At 61.1% G+C, this 16,133-nt stretch carries 15 protein-coding genes; 12 read left to right on the top strand and 3 right to left on the bottom strand.

Annotated features, from left to right (window positions below):
• The first annotated feature begins 1 nt into the window (after position 1).
• The 12 genes from ASE71_RS24315 to nuoG all read left to right on the top strand — a co-directional run bounded on the left by ASE71_RS24315 (position 2) and on the right by nuoG (position 13,644).
• Entirely contained in the window at positions 2-1,465 is a 1,464-nt protein-coding gene (locus tag ASE71_RS24315; RefSeq protein ID WP_060517312.1) for a monovalent cation/H+ antiporter subunit D family protein, read from the top strand.
• On the top strand, positions 1,462-1,716 hold the full coding sequence (locus ASE71_RS24310) for a hypothetical protein (RefSeq protein WP_060517310.1): 255 nt from the start codon (positions 1,462-1,464) through the stop codon (positions 1,714-1,716). Before ASE71_RS24315 ends, ASE71_RS24310 begins: the two co-directional genes overlap by 4 nt.
• Entirely contained in the window at positions 1,709-3,484 is a 1,776-nt protein-coding gene (locus tag ASE71_RS24305; RefSeq protein ID WP_060517308.1) for a Na(+)/H(+) antiporter subunit D, read from the top strand. Before ASE71_RS24310 ends, ASE71_RS24305 begins: the two co-directional genes overlap by 8 nt.
• Before the next feature lie 8 nt (positions 3,485-3,492).
• Complete coding sequence (locus ASE71_RS24300) at positions 3,493-4,968, top strand: NADH-quinone oxidoreductase subunit M (RefSeq protein ID WP_060517305.1); 1,476 nt, start codon at positions 3,493-3,495, stop codon at positions 4,966-4,968.
• The gene (locus ASE71_RS24295; RefSeq protein ID WP_060517304.1) at positions 4,965-6,404 is read left to right on the top strand and encodes an NADH-quinone oxidoreductase subunit N; all 1,440 of its coding nucleotides are present in this window, start codon (positions 4,965-4,967) and stop codon (positions 6,402-6,404) included. Before ASE71_RS24300 ends, ASE71_RS24295 begins: the two co-directional genes overlap by 4 nt.
• A gap of 151 nt (positions 6,405-6,555) precedes the next feature.
• Complete coding sequence (locus tag ASE71_RS24290; protein ID WP_029742550.1) at positions 6,556-6,921, top strand: NADH-quinone oxidoreductase subunit A; 366 nt, start codon at positions 6,556-6,558, stop codon at positions 6,919-6,921.
• A complete protein-coding gene (locus ASE71_RS24285) occupies positions 6,909-7,412 on the top strand; it encodes a NuoB/complex I 20 kDa subunit family protein (RefSeq protein ID WP_060517302.1) in 504 nt (167 codons plus the stop codon). Before ASE71_RS24290 ends, ASE71_RS24285 begins: the two co-directional genes overlap by 13 nt.
• Positions 7,409-7,945 (top strand): NADH-quinone oxidoreductase subunit C, encoded by a 537-nt coding sequence (locus ASE71_RS24280; protein WP_060517299.1) that lies wholly within the window; start codon positions 7,409-7,411, stop codon positions 7,943-7,945. The genes ASE71_RS24285 and ASE71_RS24280 overlap by 4 nt, the downstream gene beginning before the upstream one ends.
• 82 nt (positions 7,946-8,027) lie before the next feature.
• Positions 8,028-9,242: an NADH dehydrogenase (quinone) subunit D gene (nuoD, locus tag ASE71_RS24275; RefSeq protein ID WP_060517298.1), complete on the top strand. Its 1,215-nt coding sequence runs from the start codon at positions 8,028-8,030 to the stop codon at positions 9,240-9,242.
• A gap of 16 nt (positions 9,243-9,258) precedes the next feature.
• Positions 9,259-9,771: an NADH-quinone oxidoreductase subunit NuoE gene (nuoE, locus tag ASE71_RS24270; RefSeq protein WP_060517296.1), complete on the top strand. Its 513-nt coding sequence runs from the start codon at positions 9,259-9,261 to the stop codon at positions 9,769-9,771.
• A gap of 2 nt (positions 9,772-9,773) precedes the next feature.
• Positions 9,774-11,039, top strand: coding sequence for an NADH-quinone oxidoreductase subunit NuoF (gene nuoF, locus ASE71_RS24265; RefSeq protein WP_060517294.1), 1,266 nt, complete (start codon positions 9,774-9,776; stop codon positions 11,037-11,039).
• Between the two features lie 28 nt (positions 11,040-11,067).
• Positions 11,068-13,644 carry an NADH-quinone oxidoreductase subunit NuoG gene (gene nuoG / locus ASE71_RS24260; RefSeq protein WP_060517292.1) on the top strand — a complete coding sequence of 859 codons (2,577 nt, stop codon included), beginning with the start codon at positions 11,068-11,070 and terminating at the stop codon, positions 13,642-13,644.
• A 60-nt stretch (positions 13,645-13,704) separates the two neighbouring features.
• Here nuoG and ASE71_RS24255 read toward each other — a convergent pair whose 3' ends face one another.
• From ASE71_RS24255 to nuoH, 3 genes are all read right to left on the bottom strand, one after another.
• The gene (locus ASE71_RS24255; RefSeq protein WP_029742557.1) at positions 13,705-14,145 is read right to left on the bottom strand and encodes a CBS domain-containing protein; all 441 of its coding nucleotides are present in this window, start codon (positions 14,143-14,145) and stop codon (positions 13,705-13,707) included.
• A 37-nt stretch (positions 14,146-14,182) separates the two neighbouring features.
• On the bottom strand, positions 14,183-14,749 hold the full coding sequence (locus ASE71_RS24250; protein WP_060517290.1) for an NADH-quinone oxidoreductase subunit I: 567 nt from the start codon (positions 14,747-14,749) through the stop codon (positions 14,183-14,185).
• Positions 14,750-14,881: 132 nt separating this feature from the next.
• Positions 14,882-15,868 carry an NADH-quinone oxidoreductase subunit NuoH gene (gene nuoH / locus ASE71_RS24245; RefSeq protein ID WP_060517288.1) on the bottom strand — a complete coding sequence of 329 codons (987 nt, stop codon included), beginning with the start codon at positions 15,866-15,868 and terminating at the stop codon, positions 14,882-14,884.
• Positions 15,869-16,133 lie beyond the last annotated feature (265 nt).

Genomic DNA, 16,133 nt, shown 5'->3' with positions numbered 1-16,133 from the left:
CTTGGATCCGGTGCTATCAATCCGGCCGCTACTTGCCGTCGCCGTCGCAGGGCTGGCGGCACTGGCAGTTCTCCTTTTGAACAAGCACGACAAAATTCGGGATGCCGTCTCGCCGCTTGCCGCGGTCGTCATGTTCGCGATCGTCATCTCAATGGCACCCACGGTGCTTTCGGGTGGTACGCTCGATCTCCGCCTGTTCGAGATCCTGCCGGGCATCGCCTTCGCTTTCCGTGTCGATGCGCTCGGCATGGTGTTTGCCACCGTGTCGTCGCTCCTTTGGATCGTCGCAGCGGTCTATTCCATCGGCTACATGCGGCACCTGAACGAGCACGCGCAGACCCGCTTCTTCGCCTGCTTCGCCGCCAGTCTCGCCGCCGCCGTCGGGGGTGCCTTCGCGGCCAATCTGTTCACACTGGTGATCTTCTACGAGGCGCTGAGCCTCGTGACCTATCCGCTCGTCTGCCATCACGAGGACGAAGAAGCCTGGGCAGGCAGCCGAAAGTATCTTGTCTACCTGATGGGCGCATCGAAAAGCGTGCTTCTTGCCGCGCTGGCGCTGACCTACCAGATTGCCGGATCGCTCGACTTTGTGCCCGGGGGCCTGTTGGCGAAAGTGGACGCTTCGTCGACGCTGCTGACGGTTGTCTATTTCTGCTACCTTTTCGGCTTCGCCAAGGCCGCCGTGATGCCGATGCACGCCTGGCTGCCCGCCGCAATGGTTGCACCGACGCCGGTGAGCGCGCTCTTGCATGCAGTGGCCGTGGTCAAGATGGGCGTGTTTTGCCTGCTGCGCTTGGTGTTCGATGTCTTCGGCGTGGATCTGGTCGCAAGGCTGGGGCTCGGCATCGCAACGGCCTATCTCGTCTCCTTCACCATCCTTATGGCGTCGATCTATGCTCTGACCCGCGACGACCTGAAGGCTCGGCTTGCCTATTCGACGGTGAGCCAGCTCTCCTACGTGGTGCTGGGTGCTGTGCTTTTGTCTCCGGTCGCGATGATCGGCGGCATCATTCATATCGCCGTGCACGCCTTCTCCAAGATCACGCTCTTCTTCTGCGCCGGATCGATCTACTGTGCCTCGGGAAAACGAAACATCAGCGACATGGCCGGCATCGGCCGCCGGCTGCCCTGGACAATGGGAGCCTTTTTCGTCGCTTCGCTGAGCATGATCGGCGTGCCGCCAACAGCGGGCTTCGTCAGCAAGTGGTATCTGGCGCTCGGCTCGGTCGAAGCAGGCGAGATGGCTTTCCTCGTCGTCCTCCTGGCAAGCTCGGTCCTCAACGCTGCCTACTTCCTGCCGGTAAGCTATATCGCCTTTTTCGGAACAGAGGCGCCGGGAGAGGCAGAACCTGTCCGTGAAATTCCGCTGGTAACGATCCCGCTGGTGGCGACCGCTGCCCTGTCGGTGCTGATGGGCATCTTCCCAGGTTATTTCATCGCCTTGGCGGAAGGAGTGGTCAGATGATCAGGAACATCGTCGATTTCTTTGGCGACGAGCGCTATGCGCGGTCTCGCCGCCGGTTGTTCTATCTCGTGCTCGTTCTGATCGTCGTCGCCGATTTCCTGGTGCCGCGCGACCACGCCGAATATCTGTGGGACCGCTTGCCCGGCTGGTCGGCGGCTTATGGTTTCGGCTCCTGCGTGCTCATCATTTTCGTCTCAAAGTTCCTCGGCCACCAAGTCGGCCTCATGCGGCGCGAGGACTACTATGATTGACTTCGTCCATCCCGGCATCCTGTTCATTCTCGGCGCCGTGCCAATCCCGTTCCTGAAGGGATCGGTCCGCAAGGTCTTTCTGGTGCTCGTTCCTGCTCTGGCCATCGTCGCGGTGTTGACGATGGAGCCAGGCAGTTATGGCGCGGCGCGCGTCTTCGGGCAGGAAATCCTGTTTGCAAAGGTCGACAAGCTCAGCATCGTCTTTGCCACCGTCTTCACCATCATGGCGCTGATCGGCATGGTTTACGCGCTGCATCTGCCGCGGGCAGGTCAGCATGTGGCGGCCTTCGTCTATGTCGGCAGTGCGCTCGGTGTGGTGTTTGCCGGTCACTATCTGACCCTCTACCTCTTCTGGGAGGGCATGGCGTTCGCCTCTGCCTATCTGGTCTTTGCGCAAGGGGGCGAACGCGCGATCCGTGCGGCCTTCCGCTATCTGATGGTGCACGTCACGGGCGGCGTCGCTCTGCTTGGTGGCATCGTGCTCCACGGGTTCGCCGCCGGTTCGTTGCTCTTCGGTCCGATCGCCGGAGGCGGTGCCGCGGGAGCAATGGATATTGGCGGCTATCTGATCCTTGCGGGCTTTTTGTTGAATGCCGCGGTGCCGCCGCTGAACGCCTGGCTGACGGACGCCTATCCCGAAGCGACCGTTACAGGGGCGGTGTTCATGAGCGCCTTCACCACCAAGACGGCCGTCTACGTGCTGGCGCGCGCATTCCCGGGGACCGAGCTTCTCGTCTGGCTCGGTGCTGCGATGGCACTCTACGGCGTCATCTACGCGGTGTTGGAAAACGATTGTCGGCGGCTTCTCGCCTATCACATCGTCAGCCAGGTGGGTTACATGGTGGCGGGCATCGGGATCGGCACTGAAATGGCGGTAAATGGAGCCACCAGCCATGCCTTCGCACACATCCTTTACAAGGCGCTTCTCTTCATGGGGGCAGGGGCGGTGATTGAGGTCACCGGACGGCGGAAACTGACCGAGCTCGGCGGGCTCTACAAAACCATGCCGCTGACGGTGGCGCTCTATATGGTTGGCGCCTTCGCGATCTCAGCCTTTCCGTTCTTCTCGGGTTTCGTCACCAAGTCGATGGTGATCGCCGCCGCCGGTCAGGATCACAGGGCACTCGTGGTTCTGGTACTCACGATGGCATCGGCAGGCACGTTCCTGCACACGGGCCTCAAGCTACCGTACTACATGTTTTTCGGGCCTGATCGAAAGCTGGAGGCGCGCGAGCCGCCCAGTAACATGCTGGTTGCGATGGGTATGGCGGCAGTGCTCTGCATCGCGATTGGCGTGTTCCCGGGACCGCTCTATGCGCTCCTTCCCTATCCGGTCGCCTTCGAGCCCTATACGGGCGCGCATGTCACCGAGAGCCTCGGTCTGCTGATGTTTACCGCACTGGGCTTCGTGCTCTTCCTGAAAGCGCTCGATCCGGAAAATACCATCAGCATCGATACGGACTGGTTCTACCGCAAGGGGGCGCGAGCCTTCCTGTGGCTCGCCGAGAAACCGCTGGCGCGATACGAAAAGGCAGTGAGCAATGTGTCCGACACTCTGGTCCTGCCGCTCCTGCACGGGACGGCGCGCGCCGGACTGCGGGTGGATCTAAACGGCGTCGATGCGGCGGTGAACGGGCTTGCCCGCGCCATCCTTGCTGGCGGTGGCGCGTTGCGGCGGTTGCAGACCGGCATGGTCACCCACTACGCGCTGGCGATGATCGCCGGCGTGATCGCGGCGATCACTGTTTTTGCCGTCGTGTGGCAGTAGGGGGTGTGATGGCGTTCCCGCTGCTCAGCCTGATCGTCTTCATACCTGCCGCCGGGGCGGCGGTCGTGATGCTTCTGCGCAGCGATGAGGCGGTGCGGTGGGCAGCGCTCGGCTTCACCTTGCTCGACGTGGCGCTCGCCATTGCAATGCTTTCCGGTTTTAATACCGGGAGCCCAGAGATGCAGTTCGTCGAGAAGCACCCGTGGGTGCCGGCGCTTGGCATAACCTTTGCGCTCGGCGTCGACGGGATCAGCGCGCTCTTCGTGTTCCTGACCGCGCTTTTGGGCTCTGTCTCGGTGCTCGCCTCATGGATCGCCATCGACCGCAAAGTGAAGCAGTTCATGGTCTGCCTGCTCGCCATGCAGACCCTGATGTTGGGTGTATTCACGGCGCTCGACCTGTTTCTGTTCTATGTCTGCTGGGAGGCGATGCTGATCCCGATGTATCTGATCATCGGGGTCTGGGGCGGCGATGGCCGGGTCTATGCGGCGTTCAAGTTCTTCCTCTACACCCTGGCGGGCAGCCTCCTGTTCCTGATCGGCGTCATCGTTCTTTACTTCGAAGGTGGCAGGACGTTCGACATCCTCGCCTTGATGGCACTCGACCTGCCGTTCGACATTCAATCCTGGCTGTTTTTTGCCTTCCTCGTCGCATTCGCGGTCAAGGTGCCGATGGTCCCGCTCCATACCTGGCTGCCGGACGCCCATGTGCAGGCTCCGACGGCCGGCAGCATCATCCTTGCCGGTGTACTCCTGAAGATGGGGGCCTATGGGTTCCTGAGGTTCTCGCTGCCGATGCTGCCGGAGGCTTCAGTCTATTATTCGACCTTGATGATGGCGCTCTCGGCACTCGCGATCGTTTATGGCGGGCTGCTTGCCTTGGCGCAGGACGACTTGAAGAAGCTGGTGGCCTATTCCAGCATCAGCCATATGGGCTTCGTGACGCTTGGGATTTTCGCCCTCAACCCGCTCGGGCTTCAAGGCAGCATCCTGCAGATGTTCAATCACGGCGTGACGACCGGCGCGCTCTTTCTGTTCGTCGGCCTGATCTACGAGCGCACCCACACCCGCAGCATCGCCGACTATGGCGGCTTGATGAAGGTGGCTCCCGTTTACACCGGATTTCTGGCGCTGTTCGTGCTGTCGTCGATGGCGTTGCCGGGAACGAACGCGTTCGTGGGCGAGTTGCTGGTGCTGTCGGGCGGGTTTGCGGCCAACCTCACCCTTGGCGCAGTCGCCGTATCGGGCGCATTGCTGAGCGCGGCCTATCTGCTTGGCATGTACCGGAAGGTGGCGCTCGGTCCGGCAACCGTCGGCGCGCGGTTCAAGGTTCGTGACGTCAATGGCCGCGAACTGGTGGCGATCCTGCCGCTTGCCGTCTTCGTGCTTTGGGTCGGGTTCTACCCCAAGCCCTTTCTCGCCATCATCGACAGCTCGGTCACGCATCTTTTGCAGCAGGTCCACGACAGGGGGAACGGCCCATGACCGCCGCAACGCTCCTTGCGTCGATCCTTGTAAGCCTGCCCGAAATCATCGTGATTGTCGGGTCATGCATCCTGTTGATTGGCGGACAACTCTTGCCGAAGGGAAAGGGCGCTCTTCTTGTGTGGGCGTCGGTCGCGGTCGTGCTGCTTGCCGCCCTGGCGACATTCACGCTGTCAGGAGAGGCGCAGCCGGCCTATGCGGGCATGTTCGTCGCCGACCCCTTCTCCATCTTCTTCAAATCGCTGTTCTACCTGTCGATCCTGCTCACGTTCCTGCTCTCGCGAAACTATGCCGATATCGAAGGGATCGGCGGCAGCGAATACTATGTCCTGCTGCTGCTTGCGCTTGCCGGCATGATGATCATGGCGTCTGCGACCGATCTCCTGTCGATCTATGTCGGCCTCGAACTGATGGTGCTGTGCACCTACGTGCTGACCGGCTTCCTTCGGCGTGAACAACGCTCAAACGAGGCGGCGCTCAAATACGTCATCCTCGGCGCCATCTCGACCGGGATTTTCCTTTATGGTGTTTCGCTGGTCTATGGCCTTACCGGCACGACGCAACTGGATCGGATGGCGACGGCAGTCAGCAATGATCCGCTCGATCCGGGTTTGCTTCTGGCGGTCGTGTTCATCGTCGCGGGGCTGGTCTTCAAGATTGGCGCGGTGCCGTTCCATATGTGGGTGCCGGATGTCTACGAAGGTGCCCCGACGACGATTACCGCCTTCATGTCCGTCGGGCCCAAGGCGGCAGGCTTCGCGGTGATCCTCAGGGTGTTCCTCAACCCGTTGGTCGCAAGTTCCAACGTCTGGATCATATTGGCCGTTGTCGCGGTGGTGACGATGGCGCTCGGAAGTTTCGTGGCGCTGGTGCAGGATAACTTCAAGCGCCTGCTCGCCTATTCCAGTATCGCCCATGCCGGCTTTGCCATTTTGGGCATTGTGGCCGGCGGTGCGGACGGGATCGCCAGCGTGATGCTCTACCTTCTGATTTACACTTTCATGAACCTTGGCATCTTCGGCGCGGTCATCATGATGCGCAACGGCAATTTCTCGGGCGAAGTCATTGAGGACTATTCCGGCTTCGCCAAGCTGCATCCGGGGCTGGCGCTGTTGATGTTGCTCTATCTGTTTTCGCTGGCGGGCATTCCACCGACAGCAGGCTTCTTTGCCAAGTTCTACGTGCTGATCGCGCTCGTCGAGCGTGGTTTCGTCCTTTTGGCCGTGATCGCGGTGCTCCTGAGCGCCGTCGCCGCCTATTTCTACATCCGCATCGTCATGGTGATGTTCATGCGCGAACCGGTGCGGGCGTTCGAGCCAGCCCTGACGCCCCTGGTCGGTGCCGCACTCGCCGTCACCGCCGCCGGCACGATTGGCATCGGCCTGTTTCCGGCGTGGTTTCTGAAGCTCGCCCAGCAGTCGGCCTTCGGCGGCTGAGCGATCGCATTTGCATTGGCCTATCCGACAGAATAAACTAGCAGTTTAGGAAAGGAATGCCCTTAGCCGCCTACTGGGCGGCCGCGTTACCGGCCCGAAAGAGCCGATCGCGGCTTGAGCAACGCCCCCGATGGTGACCGGGCTGCGCGATATGTCTGCAGCGGATTTCCTGCCGGTTCTTTTCATGATCGCCGGAATTGTTCTGGTGGTGGGGGCGACGCTTTTTGTTTCCTCGCTACTGCGGCCGTCCAATCCCTATCCCGAAAAGAACATGCCCTATGAATGCGGCATGGACCCGGCAGGCGAGGCAGCCGGGGGACGCTTCAGGGTGCAGTTCTTCATCCTTGCGATCCTCCTCGTCGTCTTCGATGTCGAGGCGATGTTTCTCTTCCCCTGGGCAGTCGTCCTCAAAGAGATTGGTCTCGTCGCTTATCTCGAAATGTTCGTCTTCATCGTGCTGCTTCTCGTGGGTTTTGCCTACGCCTGGCTGAAGGGAGCGCTGGAATGGGAGGAGTAGGAAACACGATCCAGGACAGTGTGCTGTTCACCACGGCCGAGAGCGTCATCAATTGGAGCCGAAGGTCGGCCCTGTGGCCCGAGACCTTCGGCATCGCCTGCTGTGCCATCGAAATGATCTCGGCGGGGTGCGCGCGCTACGACCTCGACCGGTTCGGCGTGGTGTTTCGCCCTTCGCCGCGGCAGTCCGACGTGATGATCATCGCCGGCACGGTGACCCGGAAGTTCGCGCCCGTCGTCCGGCGGCTTTACGATCAGATGCCGGAGCCGCGCTGGGTGATCGCCATGGGGACCTGCGCCATTTCGGGGGGTGTCTACAACACCTATGCCGTGGTGCAAGGGTCTGAAACCTTCGTGCCGGTCGATGTGCACGTGCCCGGCTGTCCGCCACGGCCTGAGGCGCTGATGCATGGCTTCCTGCTATTGCAAGAAAAGATCAAGAAGTCCCGCGCGCTTGCCGGAACGCCTCTCGATCGGGTGGCGGCGTCATGAGTGTCGAACCGTCTCTCAATCGCGCTTTGATCCTGGAGCGCTTCGGGGCGACGATCGAGGATCTCGGCACTGCGCATGGCATTGATGTCTTTGTGGTTCCGCCCGAAAAGATCGTCGAATTCTGCCGGTTCCTGAAGGACCAACCCGAGTTCAGGTTCAACTTCCTTTCAGACATCTGCGGCGTTGACCATTATCCCGAAACGCCGCGCTTTGAGGCGGTGTACCATCTCTATTCGCTGCCCAACCGCTGGCGTGTCCGCATCAAGTGTCGACTTGGCGATCCGCCCGAGGTTCCCTCGGTCACCGGGGTCTGGCGCACGGCCAACTGGCATGAGCGCGAAGCCTGGGACATGTATGGCATCCGGTTCCAGGGGCATCCCGACTTGCGCCGGATCTATATGTGGGAGGGCTTTGAGGGCTTTCCCCAGCGCAAGGATTTCCCGCTTAAGGGGTACAAGGACAAGCTGAACCCGTTTGGCGCGGAAGGTCCGCCGCCGACCCAGCCCGACCTCGCCACCCGGAACATTCCATAGGAGGAAAGGTGCGGGCGGTTTCCTTTCGGACCGACCCGAAATCACATGAACCAGGGAGACCGATCGATACCGGAAAGTTGAGATGACCGAAGTCACCGAGCTCACGAGGCCGGAAGGAGAAGCGCTCAACAGCAAGGAAGTGCTTCTCAATCTCGGACCCCAACACCCCAGCACCCATGGGGTCCTCCGGCTCGTGCTCGAACTGGACGGCGAGTATGTCAAGCGGGTGGACCCCCATATCGGCTACCTGCATCGCGGCACGGAAAAACTGGCAGAAAGCTTTACCTATACGCAGATTTTCCCGCTGACCGACAGGCTCGACTACCTCTGCCCGCCCTCGAACAACCTGGCTTTCGCGCTCGCGGTGGAGAAGCTGCTCGGCATCGAGGCCCCGATCCGGGCGCAATATATCCGCGTGATGATGGCGGAACTCGCGCGCATCTCCGGTCATCTTTTGATCACCGGCGCACTGCCGATGGATCTCGGCGCCATGACCGCGCTGCTTTACGTCATGCGCGAGCGCGAAATGATCATGGATCTCCTGGAAATGGTCACCGGTGCGCGCATGCACACCTCCTTCTGCCGGGTCGGTGGCGTTCGCGAGGATCTGCCTGACGGGTTCTTCGCAAAGATCAGGGAGTTCTGCGACATCTTCCCAAACCGGATCCGCGACTATGAGCGGCTGCTCGAAGACAACCGGGTGTTCCTCAAACGCACCCAAGGGATCGGCGTCATCACCGCCGAAGACGCCATCGATCTCGGGCTCAGCGGTCCGAACCTGCGTGCTTCCGGCGTCGACTGGGACATCCGTCGTGACGAGCCCTACGAGATCTACGACCGGCTCGATTTCAATGTCATCACGCGCGACGAAGGCGATTGTTATGCGCGCTGGCGATGCCGGGTCGATGAGATGCGTGAAAGCATGCGGATCATCGAACAATGCATCGACCAGATGCCCGAGGGGCCGTTCCAGGTCGACATGCCGACGATTGCCTTCCCCGTCGACAAGGAGCGTGTGCATTGCTCGATGGAGGCCCTGATCCAGCATTTCGACCTGTCGGCGTATGGCTTCAGCGTGCCGAAGGGCGAGGTCTATTCGGCAATCGAAGCGCCTAAGGGGGAGCTCGGCTTCTACATCATCAGCGACGGATCGCCGAAACCGTTCCGCATGAAGGTCAGGGCACCCTCATTCGTCAACCTTCAAGGCGTCTTCGGCGTCACGAACGCCCGCTATCTGGCGGACATGATCGCCGTGCTCGGCAGCCTCGATCCTGTGATGGCGGAGGTCGACAAGTAGCGGAGATTTGGACGTGATGGCGATGCGCGAGAAGATCGAACAGGCGGCGGCGCGGTATCCCGACCAGCGCTCGGCGATCATGCCCGCACTTTTGATCGCGCAGCGCGAACATGGCCATCTGCCCGGCCCGGTGCTGGAAGAGGTCGCCGAAATCCTCGGCGTCGAGCGGATCTGGGTCTACGAGCTCGCAACTTTCTACACGCTCTTCCATACCGAGCCGGTGGGCAAGTTCCACCTACAGCTCTGCGACAATGTCTCCTGCATGCTGCGGCGATCCGAGGATCTGCTGACGCATCTGGAGAACGTGCTCGGGATCAAGAAGGGAGGCACGACCGGGGATGGGCTGTTCACGCTCTCGACGGTCGAATGCCTAGGCGCCTGTGAAATGGCTCCGGTCATGCAGGTCGGCGACGACTATCACGGCAATCTCGACATCGAGCGGATCGACACACTCCTTGCCCGGCTGCGCGCCATGGTTCCGCACGCGGCCGGCGCCGATCTCGCGGCCGTCGAACCGCCGGGGGAATAACCATGTACGAACCGGTTCTTCTGAAGAATGTGAACGTGCAGGATGGACATCTTCTTTCGACCTATGAGGCCGGCGGCGGCTACCGAGGGCTTCACAAAGCCCTCAAGGAACATACGCCCGACGAGATCATCGATCTCATCAAGCGGTCGAACCTGCGTGGCCGCGGCGGAGCCGGGTTTCCGACCGGTATGAAGTGGAGTTTCGTCCCCAAGCGCGCCGACAAGCCGAAGTATCTCTGCTGTAACGCCGACGAAGGGGAGCCTGGCACCTTCAAGGACCGGATCGTCATGGAGCGCGACCCGCACCAGTTGGTCGAGGGCATGGCGATCAGTGCCTATGCGATCGGAGCCGAGGTCGCCTATGTCTATGTTCGCGGAGAGTATGTGCTGGCGATCAGGCGGCTGGAACAGGCGATCGCCGAGGCCAAAGCCAAAGGCTATCTTGGAACGCGGATACTCGGCTCGGACTTCAATTTCGTCGTCCACGTCCATTGCGGTGCTGGTGCCTATATCTGTGGCGAAGAGACCGCAATGCTCGACTCCCTCGAGGGGAAGAGGGCGCAGCCGCGCCTGAAACCGCCATTTCCGGCGGTTGCGGGGCTCTATGCGAGCCCAACTGTCATCAACAATGTCGAGACGCTGGTCTGCGTACCGCATATCGTGGCGCGCGGCCCTGACTGGTTCCGCGGTATTGGACCCGAAAAGAGCCCCGGCCCGAAGCTCTACTGCGTCAGCGGGCAGGTGCGCATGCCCGGGCTTTACGAACTGCCGATGGGGATCCCGCTTCGAGAACTGGTCGAGGACCATGCCGGCGGGCCGCCGGCCGGTCGCAAGATCAAGGCGGTAATACCAGGTGGTGTTTCCGCACCGGTGATCCCGGAGAAGGGGCTAGACGTCGGAATGGACTTTGACTCGCTTGCTGCTGCCGGCACGATGCTGGGTTCGGCAGGCGTGATCGTCGTCGACGACACGACCTGCATGGTCAAGGTCGCCACCCGCATCATCGAGTTCTTTCACCACGAGTCCTGCGGCAAGTGCACACCCTGCCGCGAGGGGTTGAACTGGGTTGTGAAAGTGCTGCGCCGGATCGAGGCGGGCGAGGGAGCCCCCGGCGACATGGAGCAGCTGGACATGCTCTGCAAGGGCATTTTCGGCAATACGTTTTGTGCTTTGGGTGACGGTGCTGCGATGGGGTTGCGGGCCTCGCTTGCGCATTTCCGCCAGGAGTTCGTCGCCCATATCGAGGAGCGGAAGTGTCCGTTCCACTGAGGAGCGCTCTAGCGCGGGCGAGTAAGTCATGGTGAGCGTTACGATCAACGGGCAAACACTGGAAGTTGCGGCCGGCTCGACTGTGTTGCAGGCCGCTCAGCGCTTGGGCATCGAAATTCCGACCTTCTGCTACTTGAAGCGCCTGCCGCCGCTTGCCTCCTGCCGCATGTGTCTCATCGAGATCGAGGGACTGCGGCGGCTACAGCCGTCCTGCGCCACAGCCGTCACTGAAGGCATGGTCGTGCGAACGGATACGCCACTGATTGATGAAACACGTTCGTCCATGCTGGACATGCTGCTTGCCAACCACCCGCTCGACTGTCCGATCTGCGACAAGGGTGGCGAATGCGAGCTTCAGGACATGGTGATGGCCTATGGCCCGGGGAGAAGCCGCTTTCACGATCCCAAGCGCGTCTTCCATTCTCGCGACATTCGCCTGAGCCCGGTCGTCATCATGAACGTCAACCGCTGTATCCAGTGCCAGCGCTGCGTGCGCATGTGCGAGGAGGTCGTCGGCGCGGTCGCCCTTGGGACCGTCGAGAAAGGCATGGATACGGCCGTCACCGGGTTTGAGGGCAGTCTTGCCAGTTGCGACCAGTGTGGCAACTGCATCGAAGTCTGTCCGGTCGGCGCGCTGATGAGCTTTCCCTATCGCTATAAGGCTCGGCCCTGGGATCTCGCCGAGGTCGACACGATCTGCCCGCATTGCGGCACGGGATGTCAGCTGACCGTCGGCGCGCGCAAGGGCGAATTCATGCGTGTCCGGTCCAAGGAGGAACACGGCGTCAACCGCGAAACGCTCTGCGCACGCGGCCGTTTCGGCCTTGACTTCATCGAAGGGCATGATCGGATCAAACGACCGATGATCCGCCGCGACGGCACTCTTGTGCCGGTTTCCTGGGACGAAGCAGGAGACTATCTGCGCCGGCGGCTAGCAGCGGTCGAAAGCAAGGCTTCCGGCGGACTTGTCTCGCCGCGCCTGCCCAATGAAGTGCTCTATCAGTTCCAGAAGCTCATGCGCACCGTCTTTGCGACCAACAACATCGACTGCTCGTCGCGCTGGTCCACCCCCTTCGACGCGCTTGCCCCGCTGATGGCAGGCTACAGTCGTGCACCATTGACGGACGTGATCGGCGCCGATCGCGTGCTTGTTATCGGCGGCAACGTGACCGAGGAAAACCCGGTCACCGAGTATCTGCTGCGGGATGCCGCCAGGCGGCGCGGGACTGGATTACTCATGCTCTCGACGCGACCGTCCCGCCTCGACGCCGATGCTAAGGCTGTGGTTCGTGTGCCGCCCGGCGGAGAGGTCGCGAGCCTTGCAGCCGTGGTTGCCGGACTTGCTGCGGCCGTCGGTGACAAACTGTCAGGTGACGCTCTTGCAGAGATCGGCGTGGCAGGCGGCCGCCCGGTGGCTGGCAATGGCGGCGAGGGACCGGATCGCCTGTCCGCAGCACTTAACGAAGGCGGCACTGTCACCGTGCTTGTCAGTGTCGACCTCCTGAGATCGTCCGACGCGCGGGGAGCGTTGCAGCAACTCACCAATCTCTTGCAACTGCTTCGCTTCCTCGGCAAGACCCCAGCATTGCAGTTCCTCTTCGACCGCGCCAACCAGCTGGGCGCCTTTGATATGGGGGCCCTGGCGAGCGGCTTGCCGGGGCTGCAGCCGGTTGTCGACGAGACGGCGCGCGCCGCTCTTGCCCGGAACTGGGGCGCCGAAATCCCCCATGGGCCGGGTGCTGATCTCGACGGGATGCTGGACCTCTGCGTGGCTGGGCAAATGGGCGCGCTCTACCTTGTCGGAACTGACCCCCTGGTCTCTTATCCGGACAGAGAGTTCATGGCGCGGGCCCTTGGTGCTGCTGATCTCTTGATCGTCCAGGACAGTTTCCTTAACGAGACGGCCGCACTGGCCGAGGTCGTCTTGCCAGCGGCGGGCTACGGTGAAGAGCCCGGCAGCTTTACCAACAACGAGGGGCGCATCCAGCAGGTCCGCAAATTCCGGGAACCAGTCTTTGAGGCGCGGGACAATCTCGCTATCTTCGATTTTGTCGCAGCTGAGCGCGGCCAAACATTGGAGCCTTCGACGCATGTCGAGGTTCTCGATGAGATCGCCCGGCTGATACCAGCCTATCAGGCGCTCACCTGGGCCGGACTTGGTGCCGACGGTGCCTTCACGAAAGAGGGCTCGACGCCACCGGTGGGCGCCTTCCACGCACCGCCGACCGTTTTGCAGACGCACGACGGGCTCATGCTCGTCACCGGCAACTGTCTGTTCCACAATGGCTATCTGACCGAGCGTTCGGAGATCCTGAACACGGTCGCCAACGATCCCTATGTGGCGATGAGCGCTGAGAATGCGGCCGAGCTTCGCCTTTCGGACGGCGATCAGGTGGTCGTTCGTTCAACCCGCGGTGAACTGGTAGCGCAGCTCAAGGTCGAAAGGCCGTTTCCCAAGGGGCTCGTCTTTGTTCCCGAAAACTATCGGTCTCTTCGCCTCAACAGCTTGATGAGGCGAGGTGAATACCCGTGTCCGGTTAAGGTTCACAAGGCAGAAACAGCGCACGCAATCGAGGGCACGAACCGGGTCTGGCGAGGAGCATGAGGATGTGCGCGCGAGGCCCCTGCAAGGCCCGCGTCCCGACCTCTGGGCGCAAAGCCACTCTCAGTGGTAGCCGGCCCCGGCAATGTATTCGTGCAGGTGCCGCTCCGTGCGCTGCGCCTCGTCGAGCCGGTGCTTGACCACGTCGCCGATGCTGACGACGCCGACAATGGCCTCCTCCTCAATGACCAGCACATGACGTGTCCGTCTCTGGGTCATGATCGACATCACCAGGGGCAGCCCATCGACAGCCGAACAGATCGCCACGTTGCGGTTCATGATCTCGGCGACCGGCATCAGCGCTGCCTCAGGCCCATATTCCGCAAGCGCATTGCAGCAATCCCGTTCCGAGACCGTGCCCATGTACCTTCCGGGCGCGTGGCTGACGACCACGAAGCCGATATTGTTGTCACGAAAGAGCCGCAGGATCTCCACCATCGCCTGGTCGGGAGCGACTGCGATCACTCCAGCACCCTTATCCTTCACGATTTCACCGACAAGCATCTGAGCCTCCTATCTGCGCGCCCCGGTTTGCTGCTCCTCACGTTCGCCGGATATTGCGCCACCAGTTGTATCCGCGCGGTTCGCTCGTTTCGACCAGCACGTCCTCATCCGTATTCAGGCGTGCGGCGACGACACCACCGCCGGTCATTGCCTTTCCAGGTTTTTCGAGCAGATCGTCGCGTCCGATCACGAGGTCGCGTGACGAAAAACTCGAGAATTCGTACTGCTGGCCAAGTGCGATGGCGTCCGCAGGGCAGGCGTCTTCACACAGGCCGCAGAACAGGCACCGGGCCGTGTCGATCTCGAATTTTGCTGGGTGTCGGTTGCCGTTTTCGTCCTCGTAGGGAACGACTTCGATGCAGTCGCAGGGGCAGATGCGAGCGCAAAGCTCGCACGCGACACACTTGATCTCGCCCTCTTCGTCGCGTTTGAGGAAGTGATGGCCGCGATAGCGCGAATAGGGGAGCCACTTCTCCTTGTCCGGATACTGCATGGTCACCGGCTTGGAGAACATATAGCCAAAGGTCAGCGTAAAGGCGCTCGCCAGGTCGGCAAAAAGCGCCCAGCCGATCCATGTTCCAGCTCTGTCGACTACGCGTGACATCGTCGCGCCGTTCTACAGCGGCGTGCGTCTATTCCAACGCGGGAGGGTCGCTGTAGTCCCTTCGATTGCTGCACGCATCTTCGTCAGATCGACACCGAACCTAGAAGGCGCGTGGACAAGCCGCCCTGGCTCCTAAGTGAAAGCAATACCAGTGATAATTATGTTCGCCATTGACAGAGGAAGCAAGACTTTCCATCCGATCGCCATCAGTTGGTCATAGCGATAGCGGGGCAAAGTGAAACGGAACCACATAAAAACATAAATGAAGAATGCCACCTTGAGCGCAAACCAGAGAAGCGGCGGCAGCGGAATGAGAATACCGTTCCAGCCGCCAAAAAACAGGATGACGGAGAGGACCGATACCAGGAGCACGATGACGTATTCGCTGACCATGAAGAGCGCGAAACGAATACCGCTGTACTCGGTATGGAACCCTGCGCCGAGATCCCCTTCCGCTTCGGCCAGGTCGAAGGGAATGCGCTGCGCTTCGGCCAATCCCGCAACAAAGAAGACGAAGAACCCGATCGGCTGATAGACGATGTTCCAGAGATCACTCTGGGCGCGCACGATGTCCACCAGGCTCATCGACCGTGCGAGCATCACGACGCCGACGACCGCGAAACCCATCGGGATTTCGTAGCTGATCATCTGTGCGCAGGTCCTGAGGCTACCGAGAACGGCGTATTTGCTGTTGGCGGCCCAGCCGCCGAAGATGACGCCATAGACCTCCAGACCGATGACCGCGAAGACGAAGAGCAGAGCCACATTGAGGTTGGAAACGTAGAGCGTGATCTCTGCATTGAGCACTGAGACGGTCTCGCCGAAGGGGATTGCGACAAAAACCACAAAGGGCGGAGCGAGCGCCAGGATCGGCGCCAGCTTGAATAGGAAGCGATCTGCCTCGGCAGGGATATGATCCTCTTTCGTCAGGAGCTTGATACCGTCAGCCACCGGCTGCAGCAGGCCGTGCCACCCCACGCGCATCGGACCCATGCGCTGCTGCATGTGACCGGCAATCTTTCGCTCCAGCCAGGTCAGCGGCAAAGGCAAGAGTAGAAGCATTGCGATGAGCAATGCGATCTTGAGGGCGATAAGGCCAAGGGCGACGAGAAGTTCCATGATCCGCGGCCATCTATTCGACAGGCAGAAACGTGACTGGGCCCGACCCGGCTTACCCGTTGAGCGGGTCCTTCCAGTTTTCTCCATTTTCTCACGAAACGGCGGCCGTGGACAGGCTGCCGTTTCCTATTCTGGGACGGTCAGGAGGTTGCCGTCGGTTTCTTTCCTAGTCACCGTCGATCGGCCTAATCATGAGGCAAACCGGCTTGGCAGGTTCGAATCCGTTCACATCAGGATCTTTGTCAATTGGTCATTCGAGTGGCAT

The sequence above is a fragment of the Ensifer sp. Root954 genome, from assembly GCF_001429005.1.
Lineage (GTDB): Bacteria > Pseudomonadota > Alphaproteobacteria > Rhizobiales > Rhizobiaceae > Ensifer > Ensifer adhaerens.
This window is presented reverse-complemented; position numbering and strand designations above follow the sequence as displayed.

What these genes read in the sequence shown, in the direction of transcription:
- ASE71_RS24255 (WP_029742557.1), bottom strand. Translation starts at nt 14,145, where the DNA reads ATGCTTGTCGGTGAAATCGTGAAGGATAAGGGTGCTGGAGTGATCGCA.
- nuoH (WP_060517288.1), bottom strand. Translation starts at nt 15,868, where the DNA reads ATGGAACTTCTCGTCGCCCTTGGCCTTATCGCCCTCAAGATCGCATTG.
- ASE71_RS24250 (WP_060517290.1), bottom strand. Translation starts at nt 14,749, where the DNA reads ATGTCACGCGTAGTCGACAGAGCTGGAACATGGATCGGCTGGGCGCTT.
- ASE71_RS24310 (WP_060517310.1), top strand. Translation starts at nt 1,462, where the DNA reads ATGATCAGGAACATCGTCGATTTCTTTGGCGACGAGCGCTATGCGCGG.
- ASE71_RS24295 (WP_060517304.1), top strand. Translation starts at nt 4,965, where the DNA reads ATGACCGCCGCAACGCTCCTTGCGTCGATCCTTGTAAGCCTGCCCGAA.
- ASE71_RS24290 (WP_029742550.1), top strand. Translation starts at nt 6,556, where the DNA reads ATGTCTGCAGCGGATTTCCTGCCGGTTCTTTTCATGATCGCCGGAATT.
- ASE71_RS24285 (WP_060517302.1), top strand. Translation starts at nt 6,909, where the DNA reads ATGGGAGGAGTAGGAAACACGATCCAGGACAGTGTGCTGTTCACCACG.
- ASE71_RS24280 (WP_060517299.1), top strand. Translation starts at nt 7,409, where the DNA reads ATGAGTGTCGAACCGTCTCTCAATCGCGCTTTGATCCTGGAGCGCTTC.
- nuoE (WP_060517296.1), top strand. Translation starts at nt 9,259, where the DNA reads ATGGCGATGCGCGAGAAGATCGAACAGGCGGCGGCGCGGTATCCCGAC.
- nuoG (WP_060517292.1), top strand. Translation starts at nt 11,068, where the DNA reads ATGGTGAGCGTTACGATCAACGGGCAAACACTGGAAGTTGCGGCCGGC.
- nuoF (WP_060517294.1), top strand. Translation starts at nt 9,774, where the DNA reads ATGTACGAACCGGTTCTTCTGAAGAATGTGAACGTGCAGGATGGACAT.
- ASE71_RS24300 (WP_060517305.1), top strand. Translation starts at nt 3,493, where the DNA reads ATGGCGTTCCCGCTGCTCAGCCTGATCGTCTTCATACCTGCCGCCGGG.
- nuoD (WP_060517298.1), top strand. Translation starts at nt 8,028, where the DNA reads ATGACCGAAGTCACCGAGCTCACGAGGCCGGAAGGAGAAGCGCTCAAC.
- ASE71_RS24305 (WP_060517308.1), top strand. Translation starts at nt 1,709, where the DNA reads ATGATTGACTTCGTCCATCCCGGCATCCTGTTCATTCTCGGCGCCGTG.